The organism is Salirhabdus euzebyi (assembly GCF_014207435.1).
Lineage (GTDB): Bacteria > Bacillota > Bacilli > Bacillales > Alkalibacillaceae > Salirhabdus > Salirhabdus euzebyi.
The window spans coordinates 1-21147 of sequence record NZ_JACHGH010000020.1 but is presented as its reverse complement, the minus strand read 5'-3'; the positions used below and the strand labels follow the sequence as shown (position 1 = coordinate 21147).

23 protein-coding genes are annotated in these 21147 nt (G+C 36.5%); 7 read left to right on the top strand and 16 right to left on the bottom strand.

What is annotated here, in order from left to right:
- The first annotated feature begins 164 nt into the window (after nucleotides 1–164).
- Together HNQ94_RS19115 and HNQ94_RS19110 are read left to right on the top strand one after the other, a co-directional pair.
- Nucleotides 165–1340: an MFS transporter gene (locus tag HNQ94_RS19115; protein WP_221452630.1), complete on the top strand. Its 1176-nt coding sequence runs from the start codon at nucleotides 165–167 to the stop codon at nucleotides 1338–1340.
- A 247-nt stretch (nucleotides 1341–1587) separates the two neighbouring features.
- Nucleotides 1588–3516: a heavy metal translocating P-type ATPase gene (locus HNQ94_RS19110; protein ID WP_174497937.1), complete on the top strand. Its 1929-nt coding sequence runs from the start codon at nucleotides 1588–1590 to the stop codon at nucleotides 3514–3516.
- 75 nt (nucleotides 3517–3591) lie between these two features.
- Here HNQ94_RS19110 and HNQ94_RS19105 read toward each other — a convergent pair whose 3' ends face one another.
- The 3 genes from HNQ94_RS19105 to HNQ94_RS19095 all read right to left on the bottom strand — a co-directional run bounded on the left by HNQ94_RS19105 (nucleotide 3592) and on the right by HNQ94_RS19095 (nucleotide 5415).
- Nucleotides 3592–4413: a YihY/virulence factor BrkB family protein gene (locus HNQ94_RS19105; RefSeq protein ID WP_311771639.1), complete on the bottom strand. Its 822-nt coding sequence runs from the start codon at nucleotides 4411–4413 to the stop codon at nucleotides 3592–3594.
- 231 nt (nucleotides 4414–4644) lie between these two features.
- Nucleotides 4645–4920, bottom strand: a complete 276-nt coding sequence (locus HNQ94_RS19100; RefSeq protein ID WP_174497936.1) for a YtxH domain-containing protein — start codon at nucleotides 4918–4920, stop codon at nucleotides 4645–4647.
- Between the two features lie 12 nt (nucleotides 4921–4932).
- The gene (locus HNQ94_RS19095) at nucleotides 4933–5415 is read right to left on the bottom strand and encodes a low molecular weight protein-tyrosine-phosphatase (protein ID WP_174497935.1); all 483 of its coding nucleotides are present in this window, start codon (nucleotides 5413–5415) and stop codon (nucleotides 4933–4935) included.
- 161 nt (nucleotides 5416–5576) lie between these two features.
- Here HNQ94_RS19095 and HNQ94_RS19090 point away from each other — a divergent pair, with 161 nt between their 5' ends.
- Nucleotides 5577–6980, top strand: a complete 1404-nt coding sequence (locus HNQ94_RS19090; RefSeq protein ID WP_174497934.1) for an alanine/glycine:cation symporter family protein — start codon at nucleotides 5577–5579, stop codon at nucleotides 6978–6980.
- A gap of 128 nt (nucleotides 6981–7108) precedes the next feature.
- On the opposite strand, the gene HNQ94_RS19085 is transcribed toward HNQ94_RS19090, so the two are convergent.
- A complete protein-coding gene (locus HNQ94_RS19085; RefSeq protein ID WP_174497933.1) occupies nucleotides 7109–7894 on the bottom strand; it encodes a SagB/ThcOx family dehydrogenase in 786 nt (261 codons plus the stop codon).
- A 119-nt stretch (nucleotides 7895–8013) separates the two neighbouring features.
- On the opposite strand from HNQ94_RS19085, the gene HNQ94_RS19080 reads away from it, so the two are divergent.
- Nucleotides 8014–8880, top strand: coding sequence for a LysR family transcriptional regulator (locus tag HNQ94_RS19080; protein WP_174497932.1), 867 nt, complete (start codon nucleotides 8014–8016; stop codon nucleotides 8878–8880).
- A gap of 165 nt (nucleotides 8881–9045) precedes the next feature.
- Here HNQ94_RS19080 and HNQ94_RS19075 read toward each other — a convergent pair whose 3' ends face one another.
- The 7 genes from HNQ94_RS19075 to HNQ94_RS19045 form a co-directional block, all read right to left on the bottom strand.
- Nucleotides 9046–9948 (bottom strand): D-alanyl-D-alanine carboxypeptidase family protein, encoded by a 903-nt coding sequence (locus HNQ94_RS19075; protein ID WP_174497931.1) that lies wholly within the window; start codon nucleotides 9946–9948, stop codon nucleotides 9046–9048.
- Between the two features lie 42 nt (nucleotides 9949–9990).
- A complete protein-coding gene (locus tag HNQ94_RS19070; RefSeq protein WP_174497930.1) occupies nucleotides 9991–10626 on the bottom strand; it encodes a LiaF transmembrane domain-containing protein in 636 nt (211 codons plus the stop codon).
- Entirely contained in the window at nucleotides 10623–11741 is a 1119-nt protein-coding gene (locus tag HNQ94_RS19065; RefSeq protein ID WP_174497929.1) for a hypothetical protein, read from the bottom strand. Before HNQ94_RS19065 ends, HNQ94_RS19070 begins: the two co-directional genes overlap by 4 nt.
- Nucleotides 11734–12183 (bottom strand): hypothetical protein, encoded by a 450-nt coding sequence (locus tag HNQ94_RS19060; protein WP_174497928.1) that lies wholly within the window; start codon nucleotides 12181–12183, stop codon nucleotides 11734–11736. The genes HNQ94_RS19065 and HNQ94_RS19060 overlap by 8 nt, the downstream gene beginning before the upstream one ends.
- Nucleotides 12183–12707, bottom strand: coding sequence for an RNA polymerase sigma factor (locus HNQ94_RS19055; protein ID WP_282960585.1), 525 nt, complete (start codon nucleotides 12705–12707; stop codon nucleotides 12183–12185). Before HNQ94_RS19055 ends, HNQ94_RS19060 begins: the two co-directional genes overlap by 1 nt.
- Nucleotides 12708–12979: 272 nt before the next feature.
- The gene (locus HNQ94_RS19050) at nucleotides 12980–13651 is read right to left on the bottom strand and encodes an SOS response-associated peptidase (RefSeq protein ID WP_174497927.1); all 672 of its coding nucleotides are present in this window, start codon (nucleotides 13649–13651) and stop codon (nucleotides 12980–12982) included.
- A 20-nt stretch (nucleotides 13652–13671) separates the two neighbouring features.
- Complete coding sequence (locus HNQ94_RS19045) at nucleotides 13672–14403, bottom strand: lysophospholipid acyltransferase family protein (RefSeq protein WP_174497926.1); 732 nt, start codon at nucleotides 14401–14403, stop codon at nucleotides 13672–13674.
- 173 nt (nucleotides 14404–14576) lie between these two features.
- On the opposite strand from HNQ94_RS19045, the gene HNQ94_RS19040 reads away from it, so the two are divergent.
- The gene (locus HNQ94_RS19040) at nucleotides 14577–15410 is read left to right on the top strand and encodes an HAD family hydrolase (protein ID WP_174497925.1); all 834 of its coding nucleotides are present in this window, start codon (nucleotides 14577–14579) and stop codon (nucleotides 15408–15410) included.
- A 45-nt stretch (nucleotides 15411–15455) separates the two neighbouring features.
- Here HNQ94_RS19040 and HNQ94_RS19035 read toward each other — a convergent pair whose 3' ends face one another.
- The 5 genes from HNQ94_RS19035 to HNQ94_RS19015 form a co-directional block, all read right to left on the bottom strand.
- Nucleotides 15456–16109, bottom strand: a complete 654-nt coding sequence (locus HNQ94_RS19035) for a TetR/AcrR family transcriptional regulator (protein ID WP_174497924.1) — start codon at nucleotides 16107–16109, stop codon at nucleotides 15456–15458.
- Between the two features lie 30 nt (nucleotides 16110–16139).
- A complete protein-coding gene (locus HNQ94_RS19030; protein ID WP_174497923.1) occupies nucleotides 16140–17168 on the bottom strand; it encodes an ABC transporter permease in 1029 nt (342 codons plus the stop codon).
- On the bottom strand, nucleotides 17165–17887 hold the full coding sequence (locus HNQ94_RS19025) for an ABC transporter ATP-binding protein (RefSeq protein ID WP_174497922.1): 723 nt from the start codon (nucleotides 17885–17887) through the stop codon (nucleotides 17165–17167). The genes HNQ94_RS19030 and HNQ94_RS19025 overlap by 4 nt, the downstream gene beginning before the upstream one ends.
- Before the next feature lie 479 nt (nucleotides 17888–18366).
- Entirely contained in the window at nucleotides 18367–18741 is a 375-nt protein-coding gene (locus HNQ94_RS19020; protein ID WP_174497921.1) for a DnaJ family domain-containing protein, read from the bottom strand.
- A gap of 35 nt (nucleotides 18742–18776) precedes the next feature.
- Entirely contained in the window at nucleotides 18777–19499 is a 723-nt protein-coding gene (locus tag HNQ94_RS19015; RefSeq protein ID WP_174497920.1) for a YkgJ family cysteine cluster protein, read from the bottom strand.
- 209 nt (nucleotides 19500–19708) lie between these two features.
- Here HNQ94_RS19015 and HNQ94_RS19010 point away from each other — a divergent pair, with 209 nt between their 5' ends.
- Both HNQ94_RS19010 and mreBH read left to right on the top strand, forming a co-directional pair.
- A complete protein-coding gene (locus tag HNQ94_RS19010) occupies nucleotides 19709–19840 on the top strand; it encodes a YflJ family protein (RefSeq protein ID WP_174497919.1) in 132 nt (43 codons plus the stop codon).
- A gap of 184 nt (nucleotides 19841–20024) precedes the next feature.
- Nucleotides 20025–21032 (top strand): rod-share determining protein MreBH, encoded by a 1008-nt coding sequence (gene mreBH / locus HNQ94_RS19005; RefSeq protein ID WP_174497918.1) that lies wholly within the window; start codon nucleotides 20025–20027, stop codon nucleotides 21030–21032.
- Nucleotides 21033–21147 lie beyond the last annotated feature (115 nt).

Genomic DNA, 21147 nt, shown 5'->3' with positions numbered 1-21147 from the left:
CTTGACTTTCTGAATTAGGGTAAAATGTATGAGTGTTTTAAATACGTTGTTTACTAAATGATGATTAGGGATTTTTAATCAAGAAAAGCTATGCACAACTTACATATAACTTTTATCAAACAGAACATTACGACATATGTAATATTATTTTTCAGGAGGATGTTATGGTTTCATCGAGAGCACGATTTCGAATTTTAGTTTCACTCGTAGCAATATCAGGTTTTTCCCAAGGAATGTTATTGCCACTAATAGCTGTTATATTAGAACAAAATGGCGTATCTTCCTCGGTTAATGGATTACATGCTACTGGCCTATATATTGGGGTATTAATTGCCTCACCTTTTATGGAAAAACCGCTTCAAAAACTAGGCTTTAAGCCAATGATTCTTATTGGTGGTTCACTCGTCTTTATTTCGTTATTCTTTTTTACACTGTGGGAAGCTCTTTGGTTTTGGTTTATTCTAAGACTGATGATCGGCATAGGGGACCATATTCTTCACTTCGGAACCCAAACTTGGATTACATCGACTAGCCAAGCAGATAAAAGAGGTAGAGATATTGCTTTTTATGGCATGTCATTTGGATTAGGTTTTACACTTGGACCATTAATGACGAGGTTAATAGAAATTAGTATTGCACTCCCGTTTATCATTAGCTCGGTACTTAGTATGCTTGTATGGTCGCTCATGTTTTTCGTGCGAAATGAGTTCCCAGAATCAGATGAAAATAATGTGGATACGAGTTCAAGTGGTTCTATAGGAAGATTTATTCAGTCCGCGAAAATTGCTTGGGTTGCTTTTTTACCTCCATTTGGATATGGGTTTTTAGAGGCATCACTCCATGGGAATTTCCCAGTTTACGGCATGAGAATTGGCCATGAGGTGAATGTGTTATCCTTGATTATTCCTTGCTTTGCTGCCGGTAGTCTACTTTCACAGCTTCCACTCGGAATGTTAAGCGATAAAGTTGGGAGGAGAAAGGTATTACTTTACGTATTAGGAGGTGGTATCCTAACCTTCTTTACTGCCTCATTATTTGAGGATTCTGTTATATGGTTGTTTATTACCTTTACGATAGCTGGGATTTTTGTAGGTTCCCTATTTTCACTAGGGATATCCTATATGACTGATTTGTTACCAAAAAATTTACTCCCAGCAGGAAATATCTTTTGCGGAATCGCTTTTAGCTTAGGAAGTATTTTTGGACCACTCCTTGGTGGAGTTTTTATCGATTACTTCCCTACCCTATCTTTCTTTCATGTTATTACGTCAGCTCTAGTCATTATATTTGTGGCTATCTTCTTTAAAAGCGAAGAGAAGATAGCTGTTAGGAAACAGTAAACTTTTATTGAGTTTACTGTTTTCTTTTTTATAGCCTTTCCGTTTCCACAGCCCCTACATACAATGTTAAAAATAGTCAAAGTTTATTCGTTGACTCATCTTCTCTTTATGTTATTATAATAGTAATTAAATTATAATAATTATAAACAAGTAATAATGATAATCATTTTCAATAGTTCATTTATAAAGGTTATAAATAATTATTTCGGACGATAATCATTTTCAATTAGAGGGGAGGATTGAGAAAATGGGAACAGAACTCTCTTATTCAGTTAGAGAAAATCGAGAAAAAAGGGATCGTAAATTTCCAAACTGGATGAAAAAAATGCATCAACATCTTGAACTAGTAGCTGCTATTACATCTGGAATACTAATTGCAACTGCTTGGTTAACCGAATCATACCTTACTGAAAATTGGTCTATAGCTCTTTATTTATCTGCATTTGTCATCGGTGGATTTGCCAAAGCAAAGGAAGGCATGGAAGAAACGATTGCCAATAAAGACTTAAACGTAGAATTGCTTATGATTATTGCCGCTATTGGGTCCGCTTCCATTGGATATTGGATGGAGGGCGCTATACTCATTTTTATTTTTTCTTTAAGTGGTGCACTGGAAACGTATACGATGAGTAAAAGCGAAAAAGAAATTTCTGCCCTAATGGACCTTCAGCCGGAAAATGCCTTGAGATTACGAAACGGACAGGAGGAACTCGTTCCGGTATCTGCTTTACAAAGAGGTGACCACATTCTTGTAAAGGCCGGAGAACGTATTCCTGTTGACGGAGAAATACTACGAGGGATTACATCTATTGATGAAGCAGCCATAACAGGTGAATCTATGCCAGTGGAAAAGCAAAAAGGGAATGAGGTTTTTGCCGGAACAGTAAATTTAAACGGTACACTTGTCGTACAATTAACGAAAGAAGCAAGTGAAAGCCTATTTCAAAAAATCATCCATCTTGTTCAGACTGCCAAAAGTGAACGCTCTCCTTCTCAGCTTTTCATCGAAAAATTTGAAGGAGCTTATGTAAAAATAGTATTAGCTAGCGCCAGCCTAATGATGTTTTTACCTCATTATTTATTAGGATGGAGCTGGCAGGACACATTTTATCGGGCTATGATTTTTCTTGTCGTTGCCTCCCCTTGTGCTCTCGTTGCGTCTATTATGCCTGCAACGTTATCCGCTATTTCAAACGGTGCAAAAAGTGGGATTCTATTTAAAGGTGGCGTACATTTAGAAAACCTATCGTCTATCAAGGCCATTGCCTTAGATAAAACAGGAACATTAACAAACGGAACTCCTGTCGTAACAGATGTTCATATAAAAGAGGGCTTGAAGAAGAATGATGTCCTAAACGTGATTGGTTCGATGGAAAAAGAATCAACACACCCTTTAGCTAAGGCAATCGTCAACCACTTAAGAAATGAGGAACTTCCACTTGATGTAGAAGTGACAGATTTAATAAACGAAGCCGGAAATGGAATAAGTGCCACTGTATCAAATGAACGTTGGAAAATAGGGAAAATGGATTATATCGGAGAAGAAGGACTACAATTTCAAGGTGGTATTTTTGCCCGATTAGGAGAACAAGGTAAAACTTTAGTTTTTGTTTCAAAAAATGATGAGGTTGTAGCACTTTTAGCACTTAAAGACACTGTCAGATCCATTACACAGAAAGCAATAAACACACTTCAAAAACAAGGGATTAAAACCGTAATGATTACAGGAGATAATGATAAAACTGCCAAGGCCATTGCAGAAGAATGTGGTATCGATGAATACTACGCCAATTGTCTTCCAGAGGAGAAAGTTCAAAAATTAAAAGAACTGAAGCATCAATACAAACAGGTTGCGATGACTGGGGATGGAATCAATGACGCACCGGCTCTAGCCTCTGCAAATGTTGGCATTGCCATGGGAGAGGGTACGGATGTAGCATTAGAAACGGCTGATGTCGTTTTAATGAAAAATGATTTATCCAAAATAGCTGAGGCCATTTCGTTATCAAAAAAGATGAACCGCATTATTAAGCAAAACATCATCTTTTCTATTTCTATCATCGCATTGTTGCTTTTATCTAACTTCTTTCAAGCACTCAACCTACCTTTAGGTGTCATAGGTCACGAAGGTAGTACGATACTCGTTATATTAAACGGATTGCGATTACTGAAATAAAGCCTTTTGGTAAAAAAACAACGAATCCCCCTGCCTAAGCAGAAGGGATTCGTTTTACTTTTTTGCAGAGCTTTTTTAAAAAACCTTATCTTTTTTCATTCGATAAAGAATCGCATTAATTTCTCCACCTGTAATAATGATCATGGCAGATAGATATAGCCAAATCATTAAAACAATGACAGCACCTAATCCCCCATAGGTTGCGGTAAAATGGCCGAAATTTTCAACGTAAAAGGCAAAAAGAATGGAAACTGCTTGCCAACCAACTGTAGCAAAAATAGCTCCTGGTAAAGCTTCACGAAGACTCACCTTTTTTTCAGGAGCAAGCTTGAATAAAAAGACAAAGATAATCATCATCACAAGGAAGGAAATGAACCATCTCATCATTCCCCATACTCGAAGAAATTCTTCTGAAAAACCAAAGAAAGAAAATACATATAGTCCAATGACCTTGCCAAAAACTGGGAGTAGTAAGGCAACTATAATAACTAAAAACATTGCTATCGTTAAAATGATCGCTATCAATCGCGCTATAATAAACGACCTAGATTCCTTTATTTCATATGATCTATTTACTACACGTATTAAAGCATTGATACCATTGGACGCAGCAAAAAGGGTTCCAATTAAACCGATGGATAATAATTGCCCGTTTTTGTTATCCATCAACTGGTAGACATTTTCTTCAATTAGACTCATCGTCTCACCAGGAGCGAAACTTCTAACAAGAGACAGTACATTTTCAACCGTCACTGGAATAAAACCAACTAACGTTAAGAGGAAAATGATAAAAGGAAAAAGCGATAACAGAAAAAAGTAAGCAAGCTGTGCCGCTCTCCCTGCTACATCATCTTCAAAAAAACGCACAAACATTCGCGAGAAAAATACTTTTAACACATTCAAAACAGCTTCCACCTTATATTAATTTCGTTTAAGCTTGTCTATTTCTAATATATGCTTTCCCTTGATATGTTTTGCTAAACTTCACCTATTTTTTATGTTACGTTCAATAACTTTGCCAAAACCCTTGATAATCAACATTGAACTATTGATATTTCACCGGCAAGTCTTGATTCTTTATACTACGCCCCTAATAAAGATGACCAATCTTTGTATAATGACAAGAGATTAATCAATATATTTATCATGTTGCCTATTTTGCACTAACTCATCAGCCTTATTGAGCTGCTCTACAAGGGAGTCCGCATAATAGTCTAATTTTTGAACAGTTAAACGCAAATCGTGTACCGCCTTTGATGGATGCTGGCGATATTCACGCATTTCTGACATTACTGTCTCTGCCCATTGTTTTGCACCATTTCTCGTTTCTTTATTTAACAAAGCACATAGGGCGCCAATTGATGCACCAATAATTACACGTCTTTTCCAACTATACTTTTTCAATGCAATTCCTCCTTACAGCTTCCACTTTTTCTTGATTGCCTGTAATAAATGCGTGCAACCTTCTTTAATTAATTCGTAAGTGTAGTCAAAATTACCTGTAAAATATGGATCCGGTACGTTTTTTTCTTTTGAGTTTGGAACATAATCCATTAGTAGTTTTATTTCTATATTTTCATGAGGCTTGCGTATCGCCATAAGGTCTTTCCTATTTTGCGCATCCATAGCCACAATATATGCAAACTCGTCCCAATCAGACTCCTTCACTTGCCTTGCTTTCATTCCTTCAAACATTATTGATTTTCCCTTTAACACTTCTTGCGTACCTTGGTGAGGGGCCTGTCCTATATGCCAATCTCCTATTCCAGCTGAATCGACTTCAAATTTATTTTCAAGACCTTCTTTTTGTATAAGATCACGAAACACTGCCTCTGCCATAGGAGATCGACAAATGTTTCCTAAACAGACAAAAAGGACTTTTACTTTCCTATTATTCATAATTTCACCCATTTCATTATATTTTTATATTACCAATAACTATATCAAATCTATTTTAAAAATATAAATTATTGGAAAAGTCTTGACATTTTAACGGAATTTTCGGAATATTTAATAAAGAAAAAGGTAATATACTATTTTTTCATAGGGGGGAATTTCTTTTGGACTCATTTTTAGAAGGTTTAAAAACGTTTAATGAAAAAGGTGCAGCTTTTCTAGGTGAAATTGGTGGTTGGGTATGGGGTCCACCTCTTTTAATTTTACTTGTCGGTACAGGTCTTTATCTAACTATTCGTCTCGTATTTCTACAGTTTCGATCACTCCCATACGCATTAAAATTGGCTTTTGGTCGTAAGCAAGACAAAAAGTCGGAAGGGGATATAACCCATTATCAAGCTTTAACAACTGCGTTAGCAGCTACTGTTGGTACTGGTAACATTGTTGGGGTTGCCTCCGCTGTCGTTTTAGGGGGACCGGGTGCTGTTTTTTGGATGTGGATAACAGCATTAGTAGGGATGGCTACAAAATATGCTGAAGCATTGCTAGCTGTAAAGTTTAGAACGAAAAACTCAAAAGGTGAGATGGCCGGTGGGCCGATGTACTACATTGAGCGTGGTATGAAGGTAAAATGGCTTGCGGTTTTATTTGCTATCTTTGCCGCTATCGCTGCTTTTGGGATAGGGAACATGGTTCAAGCTAATGCTGCTGCATCAGCCTTAGCTGATACATTCTCTGTTCCAACTTGGGCAACAGGTCTAGCATTTGCCGTTTTAGCAGGTATTGTTATCATTGGTGGTATTAAGAGTATTGGTAAAGTTACTGCGTTTTTCGTCCCAATCATGGCTGCTTTCTATGTACTTGGTGGCTTAATCATTATTGTGATGAATTTTGATATGGTAGGCAGTGCACTTAGCTTAATTTTCACAGATGCCTTTACTGGTGAAGCAGTAGGTGGGGGTATTTTAGGTACAGTAATTCGTTACGGGGTTGCACGTGGTGTATTCTCAAACGAAGCTGGTCTAGGTTCGGCACCAATTGCGGCAGCTGCTGCAAAAACGGACTATCCTGCTCGTCAGGCGTTAGTTTCCATGACACAGGTTTTCATCGATACAATCGTTATCTGTTCTATCACGGGTATTACAATCGTCATGGCTGGTTTATATGGTGTCGACGCTGATAGCGGAACGTTAACAAGTGATTCCTTCTCTCACTTCCTAGGTTCAGCAGGTAACTACATTGTAACAATCGGTATCATATTCTTTACTTTCTCTACTATTTTAGGTTGGTCTTACTATGGAGAACGTTCAGTTGGGTACCTTGCGGGTGACAACGCGATTAAGGTTTACCGTATAGTCTTTGTTCTATTTATACTTGTTGGAGCAGTCGTATCCCTAGATGTTGTATTTGGCTTCTCTGACGTTATGAATGGATTAATGGCTGTGCCGAACTTAATCGGTCTCGTAGCACTATCAGGTATAGTCGTTGCGGAAACGAAGAAGTTTGCCGAAATCGCCAAAAAAGAACGTCAGCAACAAAAAGCTACTGACACTTCAGCTGGTTTATAAAATAGAGAGACATCCCCTTCTATGAATGGATAAAAGGGGGAAAATCAAATAGGAAAGAAAGGTACAAATCACTCATCGATTTGTACCTTTTTTTGCTTTTATATAGCTGGTATTCAATGCTTTATATTTTATGGTCTTCTATCCTCTAGCCAATCTTCCCCTCTTACATTTCCAACTCCAGCTAACAGAACAGACAAATGATTTCTTCCGTCAATCTCCAGATAATCATGTAACTCTTTATCATACCAATGTCCAATAGGGCATACACCAAGATTTAGTGAATTTCCTACTAGCTGCAGATTTTGAGAAACGTGACCAACATCTTGGTATATATAGCGATATGTACGTTGATTATATTTGAACAAAACTCGATCCAAAACAGCAGTCCAAACAAATAAAACAGACGCATTTCTAGCAGTAGTTTGAAAATCAGTAATAAAATAGGCCTTTTCTGCTACTGCTTCATCTTTTAAATATTCAAGCTCCCAATCTTTAACATTTAAATGATATAGCCCTTGTTTAAGACCTTCTACATTCTGAATAAACAGATACGTTTCAATTGGATAAAGTGCGCCTGCTGATGGTGTTGTCCGAAGCTGATAATCACCCATATCAGCAGTAATCCCTTGTGTTCCCCATAACAATAAATTTAGTTGATGGAGTGTTAAAGGATTGTCAATAAATTTCCTTTTTGATCTACGATTATTTAAAACATTCCAAATAGAATTTGATTCTTTTGGGAATTCAGGTTTACTTAATGGAATTCTTTTTATTATTTCTTCATCCTTATATCGAAAATAGGTTGGGGCCTTTTTCGATGAATCTACTTTTAAATACCATTCCTTTTCAAGATCGCCATACTGAAATGAGGTCTCTTTAACAAATTCCTCGCACACTTCTTTCCAATGCTTCAATTGAGCTAATACCTCCCACTTATGTTCTACCTCTAATATAATTTGCTATTGTATATTTAGTAAAATTAATATAATTTATATTTATCATTAGAAAAAGCTAATGTTAAGGAGATTAACAAATGACAATCCATCAAGTACAAGTTTTATTAAAAGTAATTGAGTACGGAAATATCACGAGAGCAAGCGAACAACTCGGGTATACCCAGTCTGCTGTTTCACAAATGATTAATGGACTTGAAACAGAACTAGGAGTTAAATTGCTAAATCGGAATCGAAAAGGGGTAACACTTACTAGAATTGGGGAGAAGGTTGTTACTCACTATAGGGAAATAAACCGTATTTGGAAATGTATTTCGGATGAAGTGAATATGTACCAAGGACTTGATAAAGGTCAAATACGAATTGGGACTGTTCCGAGTATTGCAGCTAAGGTTTTACCTAAGCTTATTGGAGTATTTAAAAAGAAGTACCCTAATATTGAATTGCTTTTATTTGAAGGAAATAGTGAGTCGATTGTGACATGGTTAAACCATTCTGAAATAGATATCGGAATCTATCACCACCTACCAGCAAATCTTTACTTTTCAAAAATTTTAGATGATCAACTGTTTGTGTGTTTACCAAAAACACATCCTTCTAGTGACCAACAAATGGTAACAATTTCGGAAATAATTGATAGTTGTTTTATTATGCCTAACATGGATTGTGACCAATTGATTACGGAAGTATTTGATGAACATGGTTTTCATCCTAATATAAAATATAAAATACAAGACATTTCTACAATATTAACAATGGTAAAGGAAGGGATTGGCTTAACTATTCTCCCAGAGTTATCTATACCGGACACAATACCTAACGTTTCCATTTGTCCACTAAATCCAAAAGTAGAAAGAGTCATAGGAGTTGCTGTGAAGGATCCTAATTCACTGTCCCCTATTGTAGCGGAATTTTATCAACATGTACGGAATCTCATCTACAAATAATTCACCTGTAAGGGATTTCCACTATCAAAGATAGACTATATTATAGAACAGAAAAGTCTTCTTCAACTGAAAGGGATAGCTGAAGAAGACCGTTACATAAGACTATATTTATTTCGGTAAAATTCATTGCGTTCCTAAAAACCACATCTTATTAAATCCCATTTATTACAGTTTCCTAAACCCATAGTCAAATAGTTTTCGAGTCTCTGTAAATCTGGAATCTTTACTACTTGTTTTCATGACAACGGATATTAACCTATGACCGTTTTGCATAGCAGTTCCGGTAAAACAGTAACCCGCTTCTGCCGTCCAACCAGTTTTGAGCCCATCTACACCCTCGTATTTTAAATAATCGTACTCACTTGACTGTTCTTCTAGCATTAAGTTCGAATTAGAAACTTGCACACTATCTAACTCATCTTGCCCAATACTTGCGATTTCCAATGCTTGCGGGAAGTCCTGAATCAATTTCTTCGCTAAGAGAGCAGCTGATCTAGCTGAAAGAATATTATCTGCATCAGGTGCTGTTCCATCTGGATAATTCTCGCCAAGGTCACGATTGGACAAGCCTGTAGCGTTTACAAATTTATACTCTGTTAATCCGATTTCCTTCGCTTTGGCATTCATTTTTTTGACGAATTCGCCTTCTGTTCCTGCAATTAATTCTGCCAATGTAATGGTTGTCCCATTGTCCGAATGGATGGCCATCGCTTCATATAGTTCCCGTACCGTGTAGAGCTTTTCTTTATTTAGTTGAACACCAGCAAAATTCGGATTAGAAGAAATAGTGTATGCGTACTCACTTATTTGAGTAGTTGTTTCCCAACTAATTTGACCATTTTCAATTGCCTCTAGCACAAGGTACTCCGTCATCATTTTTGTCATACTGGCCGGAGGTAATTTCTTTTCTGCATTTTTTGCAAACAATATTTTCCCAGTCGTAGCGTCTACTAAAATGGCTGATTCAGCACCAATATCAAATTTTCCAGTCTCTTTTTTTGTTAATACAAAAACAGACGAGAGAATGATGCAAAAGAGAAGGAGTATATATGTATTTTTTGACTTCATTTTCTTGGTATCCTCCTAAAATGTATAGACAGTCTTTCCTATTTATCGGTTTACGATTTCTACTTTTACGTCTTGGGGGATAGATATAGTAGGATAGTAAGTAGTTCGTTCATAATGCAATCCACCTTCTTGTTTCCCATCAAAAATCTGAACATATAAAATATTACCTGCTTCGATAAAATCTACAATGCTTTCTAATTCAAAATTACCTTCATTACTAATTGTTGTTTCATAAGTACCGAAAACAACAAGCTCTTTGCTTGTATTCCGTTCTACCTCTACTGGAGTAGTATTCGTTTTTATAATAATTTGATCTATTTCATCGGTAATGGAATGACTCCCTTGTGGTAAGGCGCCTGTTCTCGTCTCTTCACTAATTGCTTCTTTCACTTCGGCCACAATCCCCACCGAATGCAGAGTGAAAAATCCAATTCCAATAAAACCAAGGACCCCAATAAATATCATGGACAAAAAATCAAACTTTAAAAACGGTAATTTTTCTTTTGACACAAATAAAAATAGAATGATTTCTAATCCGACAACAATTAATAATAGGGGCCACCAGGAAAGTGCAATGTTTAATACGTCTATTTCTATTACATTAGATAAGAGGAGAGAGACTCCTAATAAAACGAGTAAGAGTCCCATTGAAAATGTTCCAATCCGCCATTGCCTCATAATTCCTCGCCTCCTTGTTCTTCATGCTTCACTTTAGAGCCTAGGAGTAGTCGAATTCCTCCACCAATTAATAGCAAACACACAATTCCCATTTGCAAGTATCTTTGGTAATAGTAGGTGATATAAATATTAAAGGCTTCGTAAATATCATCAGCAAATGCTGGAATCAAGATAGAGTCGATGATAAAAAACATTCCTAATAAAATTAAACCGACGCCTAGCCACCTTTGATGATTAATGAAATAACGAAATACTGGCGTATCTTTCGCTTCCCCTGTCTCATACCTCGCCTGCTGCTGCAGTGCATCAAAAAAGCTAAAGAACCAAATAACAGGAATCAAAAATAGGAATAGAGAAAGTCTTAATATATCTAGTACATAAATGGAGAGAACAAAACCAATCATTAGCTGTAACCCACGCTGCTGTAGCCCTAAATACATATGACCTGCTCCAGGGAACATTGCGAGAAGCGTTGTAATCCCTTTACTCTTCTTACCCGACTCTCTATATTTTTCGAAATCTTCCATGATGGAACGATCTTTTAAAATTTCGCCCTCCTGCTTTCGGTTAAGGAGCTGGATTGTATCAAATAAGTTATACACCCATATGACTGGCAGTGCTAAAACGAAAATGAGGAAACCAGCTTGGTGCGTTAAAATGGTAACAAATAAAATCATCGTCCCAAGTCCTAGAAAGCCTGCTAGAAAAGTAAGCCCTCTATAATTCAAGCCAAGATGGAAATGACCTACCCCCGGAATAAAGGAAAGAATAATTGTTAAAAACCGCTCATTAGCATCTATCGGAGCTGGTTGATTAGCTTCCCCATCTTGAGGACCACTACTATTTGCAATCGTAGACGTATGAGAACTAGAATTCATTAATAAAGTCATAATCATATCGAACATATTTAGTATCCATATGCCTAAAGCAGCAAGCGCAAGTAGGATAATAATATCCCTCTCGTAAGATGCTAAAACGAATACAACAAAAGCCAACCCTAGTGCACCTACAAATCCAAATGCATATAAAACACCTCTAATTTTCCTGTTTAAATAAATATGACCAAACCCTGGAATGAACGCTAACAAGAAAGCTAATGCACGTGATTTATTCATTGTCCTCCCCCTCTCTATCTGTATCCGTTAATAGTATTCCTGACGCCCCATTTAACAACTGTTCTGATATAGGCTCTTTATCCAATTCAATTTGTTCTGATAAATTAAACATAAATTGAAACACTCCTGAAAACATTAATATAATCGTTAAACCAGCTGCGAGAAAATAATGGTACACCGTTTTTCGTCGTTGCTCTTTTGGAGAAATAGATTTGGTCTTTCGGGACATACTCGGTTGCATCATCTCTATTTGTGCTATTACATCGTCTGTAAAAGATTCGGTTGTGGTATAAGGTATTGACCAATCTTCCATTACGGCCATATATTGCGCAAAACATTCATCACATTCGGTTAGATGGTCTTCTATAGCTTCTTTTTCATCTAATCGAAGCGAATCATTTACATATTTTTCGAAGTCACTCTCTTTGAAATGATATCCCATTAAAAATCCTCCTCCTTCCAGTTTTCACGCATCCATTTTCTAGCACGGTATAGCCTCATTTCGACTGTCTTTTCTGCTAAATCTAGTTCTATTGCTAATTCGGCATATGATTTATGATGAATATAATAGCCATATACAACTTCTCGATAGTTTTTAGGCATGCTATGAATCGCTTGTTGTATTTTTTCTACCTGATCATTTTTCAGCATGGTATTTTCTGCACTAGCTTCATTTTCAATATGTAAAATTGGTTCATCAAAGGTTCTGAGTTCTTCCTTTCGCCTTCGTTTCTTCCGGTAAGAGTCAATCGCAGTGTTAAAAGCTATTCTGCTTAACCATGTTTTAAATCCTTGGGACTCGTATGAAGGGAGAGCATCAACCATTTTGATAAAGGCCTCTTGGCTCAAGTCTTCCGCTTCTTGGACATCCTTGGCTACACTATAAACAATTTTGAAAATATGCTGCTTATACTTCTCGATTAATATCCTTAGTGCTTGCTGGTTGCCTTCTTTTACTTTTTGGATTAAAACTTCATCGTGAATGACGCTCTCCCCCCTTCCCGATAGCTCACATCTTACTAGACGTCGCTACAAAATGTTTCCACTACAAAATGTTAGAAAAATGGTTGACTCTTTTTATAGTTGTCACCAAGTTTAATCATTTATCGACCAAATAAAAAATATATCGACCATATTGGAATTTTATCAACCAAATCAAAAATATATCGACCAATATAAAGTATTTATCAACCAAACGCAAAAAACTGACCAAAAGCTTTGGCCAGTTTAGGTTGTTCTTATTCCATTGTTAGTGGGGCAACACAGCTAGCGCCTTCATTTTTGGCATTATTAACATAAGTACTTACTTCATAAGCAGTAAACGGATCATCCGGAAGACTTAAAAGAAATTCCTTTCTTTCTTCTGGATGATAGTCTTCATTTTTAATCCATTCCATTTCTTGATCCTTCGGCAAAATGACAGGCATGCGATTATGAATGCCAGACATGAAATCGTTTGGTTCCTTCGTCAATATGGTACAGGAGACAATTTCCTTATCTCCTTTTTTCCAACGATCCCATAATCCTGCAAAAGCAAATAACTGCCGATTTTTCAGGCTTATTCTAAGGGGTTGCTTTTGTTTATCTACTTTTTTCCACTCATAAAAGCTATCTGCCACAACTAAACATCGGCGCCGCTCCATTAACCGTTTGAAGCTAGGCTTTTCAGCTGCCGTTTCCGTACGGGCATTAATCATTTTATAGCCTATAGATTCATCCTTTGCCCACGAAGGTACAAGTCCCCACTTCAAGTAGCCTGCTCTATTCTGTTCCCCGTCATGGACGATAGCTAGAATATTTTGACCAGGTGCGATATTATAACGCGGCTCGTAATCTTCTATTCGATGAGCTATCCCAAAGGCCTCTAATATTTCTAATTCTTCCGCTAATAATGTAAATCGACCACACATAACACTCATCCTTTTAATTATTAATCGGAGTGATTTTGCTGTAGAACCTCTATAATTTGTGATTGTGTATACTCTGCTAGTTGATCTAGAGATAACTCCTCATATTGCTCGGGCATGATAGGATCACACACTGTAACGGTCACCTTTGCTGGTTTGACTTTCCCATCATTCGCTTCCATTATTTTATGAGTCCCATCAATAGCAACTGGAACAATGGGAACTCCAGCTTTCGTAGCTAAACGTAAACTTCCCGATTTGAACGGAAGGGTTTGGCTCCCTTTACTTCTCGTTCCTTCAGGGAAAATTAATAACGAGTGTCCTGATTTTAATGTTTCAATGCCATCTTTAAAAGCTTTAACAGATTGTCTTCTGTCTTCCCGGTCAATAAAAATCCCGTGCATACATGTAATCCATGTACGAGCAAATGGCACCTTTTTCGTTTCTATTTTTGCGATAAAACCAAAAGGCTTTTCCAAATATCCTAAAAGGGCCATAATATCAAAATTCCCTTGGTGATTAGCAACAATTAAAACCGGGCCATCTGGAAACTTCTCGTTCCCTACCACATTAACAGTTGATCCAGATCGCTTTATTGTTTTTTGTGCCCATCTTCTTGGTAAAGCAAATATAACTTTATCTAGTTCATTTGGTGGAAGTTCATTTTTGCTAACAACTTTTTTCACCTTTTGTAATGTCGGTATACTATAAAGTAAATAAAGGATACTATAACCAATTGTCCAAACTGTGCGCATTTTATTCTCCCTCTCGTTGCTATCTCTCTTGTTTTCGTTAAAGAGGTTACGATATGTAAACTTCGTTGCCGAATTACATCTCGCAACCACGATATACTTTCTGATATGATAAAATAGGTTTACTCTATTATTTTACCTTTAATTTGTAAAAGAATGAAGAAAGGAATTTGCATATGTTCAAGTCTTTTATTGAAAAAACAGATGTTATTGTTTTTGACTTAGATGGGACCTTATATGAAGGAGACCAGCATTTCGGTTTAATGGTTAATAATTTAAAGCAACGTCTTCCTGAGGAACACCATCAAGCTTTTAATGAGCTATATGAAAAATCTTTAGCAGGTGAACACGCGCTTGCTATTGGAAAGGTTTATGATATTCAAGAGGATGTTATTTGGACTTGGGATCCATTCACTTCAGAATTAAAAGAAGCCCATAATTGGAATAACGAGGTCGTAACGATAGAAGACGCTCCAAAAACGTTACCAGTGTCTGGATTTGATTATAAACGTTGGGTACCGATTGGGGACGGCTGGTGGCCACCTTATTCTATTGCACGTCACTTTGGCTTAACGAATGTTGATACAGAATGGGCTTACCATCGTACCAAGGAACAAATGGCTGAACTTGATGGCATGCTTGAGCCAACTCCAGGATTAAGAGAATTCCTAACGGAGCTTGGAAAAACAAAAAAGTTAGTCTTAATGACAAATAGTGAAAAAGTTGACGTAGCACGACTACTTAAATTTTTGGGGCTTGATGAAGTATTTAATGACATTATTCCGAGCGCATTAAAGCCTAAAAATACAAAACCCCATTTTGAAGATATCGTGAAAAGATATAACGTTAAACCTGAACAAGTACTATCCATTGGGGATAACTTCATGAACGAAGTAGCACCAGCACTTCAGCTAGGCATGTATGGTGTTTGGTTAACAACATCGAAAGACCATCCAGTCGAAGATGAAAAATATACGAAAATACCTACTTTAGCTAATATGACATTATAAAGTTAGAAACCGCAAAGACTGAGTGTCTTTGCGGTTTTGTTCTTCTTACGTGTTTTTCAGCCCATTTCGTATAAACTCAATCGTATACTCTATTTCCTGCTCATCGTCCCAATTATAATCTGGGATAATAAGAAAACGAGTTACTAAAAATCCAATAATCGTTGTCATCGTTAAACGAATTATAGTTTCTGTTGGATAATCTTTTATTTGCTCTGCCACTTTAAATTTTTCTACTACTTCCTTGAACCTTGGAAGTACTTTTTCAACAAACATTTGCTTAAATTTATCTTGTAGCTCTGCATGAAATGCCATTTCCTGCAAAAGAATTTTTACTAAAGGAATATTCTTTTTCACAAAGTAATAGCGATTGTAAATCAGTTTCTTTATTAATTGATCTAGATTTTCCGTGTTTTCTTCTTTGAACACATCGTTTAGAAACTTATCCGCAAAAAATGGTACTGCAAACTTCAGCATGATTGGTGACACGATAGAGATAAGTAATTCTTTTTTCGTTTTATAATGGCGAAAAATAGTCCCCTCCGCTACACCAGCCCTCTTTGCAATTTCACTTGTAGAAGTAGATGCATATCCCTTTTCAGCAAAAATTTCCACAGCAGCCTGAAGAATCTTTGCTTGTTTGGGCGTTAAATCCTTCTCAGCAGCTCCCATCAGTTCGTCAATAAGATCTTCCTCTTCCATTCATTTCACCTCTTATTCTTCTACAAGTATTTATAACCTACGATGTTTTTTTAATGCAAGTAAATTGAGGACAAAAAATACAAAAGCAAACATACAAAGAACGACTAGATTATCCCATATTTCTAAAATGCCTTTTCCTTTTATCATAATTTCTTGCATTGCTTCGGCACCATACGTTAGAGGCATTATTTTACTTAAAGCTTGAATCCATTCTGCCAATGTATCTAGGTTAAAAATCCCCGAAAAGAACACTTGCGGGATAATGACAAGGGGAATGAATTGCATAATTTGAAACTCATTTTTAGCAAATGCAGATAGCAATATCGCTAGGGTTAGAGCCGTTAGTGCGAGTAGTACTGTCACGATAAGTAGCTCCCAAACACTCCCGGCCATCCAAATGTCTAGAACATATACCGAATAAAAAACGATGATTAAGGATTGTATAATCGTAAATATCCCAAAACCAAAAATATATCCTGTCACTAGCTGCCACCTTTTTATTGGTGTGGATAGGAGCTTTTCCAACGTTCCTTGAGTACGTTCCCTCAAAAATGATATTCCCCCTAAAATAAAGACAAAAAAGAAAACAAAGAAACCTATTAAAACAGAACCTACTTGATCGAAGAGGTTTATATTTTCTGATCCATAAAAGTACTCTACAGTAAGGTTCCTATCAGTTGAGTTAGACTGAGTCACTTGAAAAGCAGATTGAATATGTTGCATTACAGCTCCATTCGCGGTAGGATCACTACCTTCTAGTAAAATGAATGGGTTGTTATCTTTTATCGATACATAGGCATCCAACTTCCCTTGCTCAAACATTTCTTTCGCTTCTGCTTCTGTTTTCGTCAATATTTCCTTGTTAAATTCATCATGCAATCTATCTTCTAGTGGGGCGGGAATGCTCTCAACCGCTATAGTTGGATGGTATTCATTACCATCTAATACTAACCAAATAAGCGTTAACACTAGTACAGGGGCCATAATTAACAAAGCTAATGAACGTTTATCCCGTACAAACTGTCTTATGATTCTCATCATTACCGCACTAACATTCATTGTTTTGACCTCCCAAAAGAAAGAAACGCATCTTCCAATGTTTCCACGCCTTTTTCCCTTTTTAAATTAGTAGGCGTATCGCATGCGATCATATATCCATCTCTTAGCATTGCTAGACGATCACATTTTTCAGCCTCATCCATTACATGCGTGGTAACAAGAATGGTCATGCCTTCTTCTTTTAATTTGCGAAGATTTTCCCAAATAGATTGTCTTAAAATGGGATCAATTCCTACTGTTGGTTCATCTAAGATTAATAATGTAGGCTTATGCATGAGGGATGCTGCTAAAGAAAGCCGTCTTTTCATCCCACCCGAAAAATTACTAACGATTTTATTTTTGTGCTCTATCAGGTCCACTACACGCAACACTTCCTGTATAGCTGCTGCTCTCTCTTTTTTGTTTAATCCGTAAATGGATGCTAGAAAATCTAGGTTTTCTTTAGCAGATAACTCTTGATAAAGCGCATCAGATTGCGCCATATAACCTACTGATTTCATCAAATTAAATGATGGTACCTTTTCTCCTTTTACATATACAACCCCGCTATCAGGCTCCATAATGCCAACAATCATTTTAACTAAAGTTGTTTTTCCTGCACCAGAAGGACCTAGTAACCCAAAGATTTCCCCCTCTTTTATTTCAAGGTCAATTTGCTTTAGCACCCTTTCTTTCCCAAATGCATGCTCCAAGTTCTGAATAGCAATGACAGAAGACATTTTGGATTCCCCCTTTTTCACAAAATGAGTGATTACTCACTCTTATTATAAAAGAGGATAAGCTTCTTTGTAAAATGATTAATACTTACAGCTCTGATATTCTTGTAGAGTTTCCTATGTTCCGTATTGAAACTCTTATTTGGGTACCTACCACTTTGGTCACATCAATTTAGTGACAATACTAAGCTTAAATTGATAATAATAGTACTTGAACCTTCAATATATTCGCTTGAAACGATAATAAATTTTTTCAACCTTCAATATCATTCATTCAACCTTCAATTACTGCTCTATAACCGATAAAGTTAGCTACAGGGACACATACATGAAGAAAAATCGCATGGCATTTTGGCATATTAGAAAAACTTGGCTTGTCGCCAAGTCCTTATGGCAAAAGCCTTAGTTTTTCTTATACTTTAATCCTTTAACAAAGTTAAATTTTCTTAAAGTATAAAAAAACTAGGTGAAAATTCACCTAGTTATAATCCTATCCTTCTATTAATTTTTCCTCGATAGCTACCAAATGATCTCGAGGAGGACATGTTTCTTTTTTCCATTAACATGTTAAATCGAATTTTCTTTTCCGATAGTTTGCGTTTATATTCTTCCTTTTCGTCTTGATCCGTACATTGTTTGATCAAATCTTCAAGGGTGAGCAATTCTTTTTTTAATTGCATTTCTTCCGGAAGCATGCCAGCACTTTTCATCATAATATAGCCTGATCGTAATTCTGGTGGAATCATCGAAAGGTCTTCTATTTTTAGTGGTTTACCTTTGCCAGGTAGATTGTCCAATTCCCCATCTTTAATTGCTTGTTTAATTTTTTCTTCTGCTAATATATACCCTAAATCCATTGCGCCCACTCCTTTTTGTTGGACTACTTTTTGACCTAAGACTTTAACCAATTTGGTAGATAATCATAAGAAAAAACGTCATTAGGATACTCGATAAAGGCAGTATCTTCTTCCTCGTACAAAAATTGAACAAATTCGTTCAATGCTCCCATATATTCATTATATAAAAATTCAAAACTAATTGTCTCTTTTGGCATATGATTGTCTTCACATACTTTTGGATTCGTGTAATTGACATACGTACGACAAGGAATTGGTCTAATCTCATATGCCATACATTGATTTGTTTCGGTATTTAACATGGGGCAAGGAACGCCTCTAGCGATATATTTCTTTTTGAAGTCAGGATCTTCTTCATAATCAAGAGCTGTCATCGATGGTAGCTCTGTTTCATATTTTTTAAAGTAATTATCTAGGTGGGCAGAAATTTGTTCTCTTCGTTCCCTCGGCATTTGTTCAATTGCTTTTTTCATTAGCTTTGCTTCCATTCCGGTCACAATGATGGGGAAGTAACAACAAAATGCACAACCTAACTGACAGGTAGGCTTCATTTGCATTGTGTTTTCCATTCCGGATATTTCATCGCTAACTACTTGAAGGAGCTCCTGAAAGCTTTGGATAAGTTTGTTTTCTGTTGAAGTATCTTTTTCTGCCCATTTTTCTACAACAGAATAAAACTTTGCTTCATCTATTTGGTATTGCTCATTTAATCGCTCACACTTCTGTTGAATTTCCTCATAGGTTAGGAAGTTACTCATTTTCCACCCTCCTTTACTTAGGAATTTAATAATTTTAGAAAAAAAGAAAGAAGACTTACGTCATGATAACGGAAGTCAGTTCATAAGCTTCACTATAGTCCTATTAGTAACATTATACTAGCTAGACGCATAAAAAAATATGGGTATTTTTTGGAGCAATCTTTCTTCACTTATTTGTAGGGAATCAAAAAAGGAAGGATGATGATTACATGCACGTAGGAAGTAAAGGCTGGTATGTAAATGAATTAAAAAAATTAGGAATAAGATACTATAATCACAAAAAGCTTGAGAGCTATAAGGCCTATGTTCTTGCTAATTTATTGGAGGAAATGCAAAAATAGCCATTATTGTTACAGGGAGACTTCTCCCTGTTATTTTTTTGTTATTTATATTTAATTTTTATAAATTCGCAAATAGTGGTAAACTATCTAAAGAAAACTTGCAGAATGACAAAATAAGATAATTTTAATTATAATTTTATGGTGCAAGAATTTAATTGGAATAACAGATAATGGAGGAAGTAAAATGTTCTCATCAGCGGAAATCGGCATTGATCTTGGAACAGCTAATTTACTTATTTATACAAAAAACAAAGGTATTGTTTATAACGAGCCCTCTGTGGTTGCGATCGATACAAATACAAAAAACGTACTTGCAGTTGGAGAAGAAGCAAAGCAAATGATTGGTAAAACTCCACAAAATATCATTCCTGTCCGTCCTTTAAAAGACGGTGTTATTGCGGATTACGATGTAACAGCACAAATGTTAAAAGCAATGTTAAAAAAGGTGAGCAAAATTATTGGTAGTTCTTTGCGTAAACCTTCTGTTGTTATTTGTGTACCAACAGGAGCAACTTCTGTTGAACGTCGTGCTATTCATAATGCAATTAAGGAGTATGGGGCGAAGTATGTTCATTTAATTGAAGAACCAATTGCAGCTGCTATCGGTGCTGGCCTGCCAGTGGACGAGCCTGTTTCGAACATGGTCGTTGATATTGGTGGTGGTACTAGTGAAGTTGCCATTATTTCCTTTGGAGGAATTGTTTCTGCCCGTTCTGCACGTGTTGGTGGAGATAAAATGGACCAAGCCATTATTCAACATGTAAGAAGAGAGTACAATGTTTTAATCGGTGAACGTACTGCCGAAAACATTAAAATCGAAATTGGACATGCTTTAGTTGATCATGCAGAAGAAACGATGGATATTCGTGGTCGTGATTTGGTAACAGGCTTGCCAAAAACAATCACGGTTACATCAACAGAAATTCAAACAGCACTAAAGGAATCATTAGAACAAATTTTAGAAGCCATTCAAGTGACGTTGGAGAGCTGCCCTCCTGAATTAAGTGGGGACATTGTGGACCAAGGTATCACACTTACAGGTGGTGGCGCATTATTAAAAGGAATGAAAGATTGGCTTTCTGGTGAATTAAACGTACCAGTACATATTGCTGAAGACCCACTTGCATGTGTAGCTATTGGTACTGGTAAGTCTCTAAAAATGATTCATAAACTACAAAAAATAACGAAATAAAAAAAGAGGATGGCTGAATGTGAACTGTAACCCCGTTTACGGACAGTTTAAAAAAAGCGCCTATACGGCTATTAAATGGCCCCGGAATTCTTCCGGGGTCATTTTATTTAAGCCC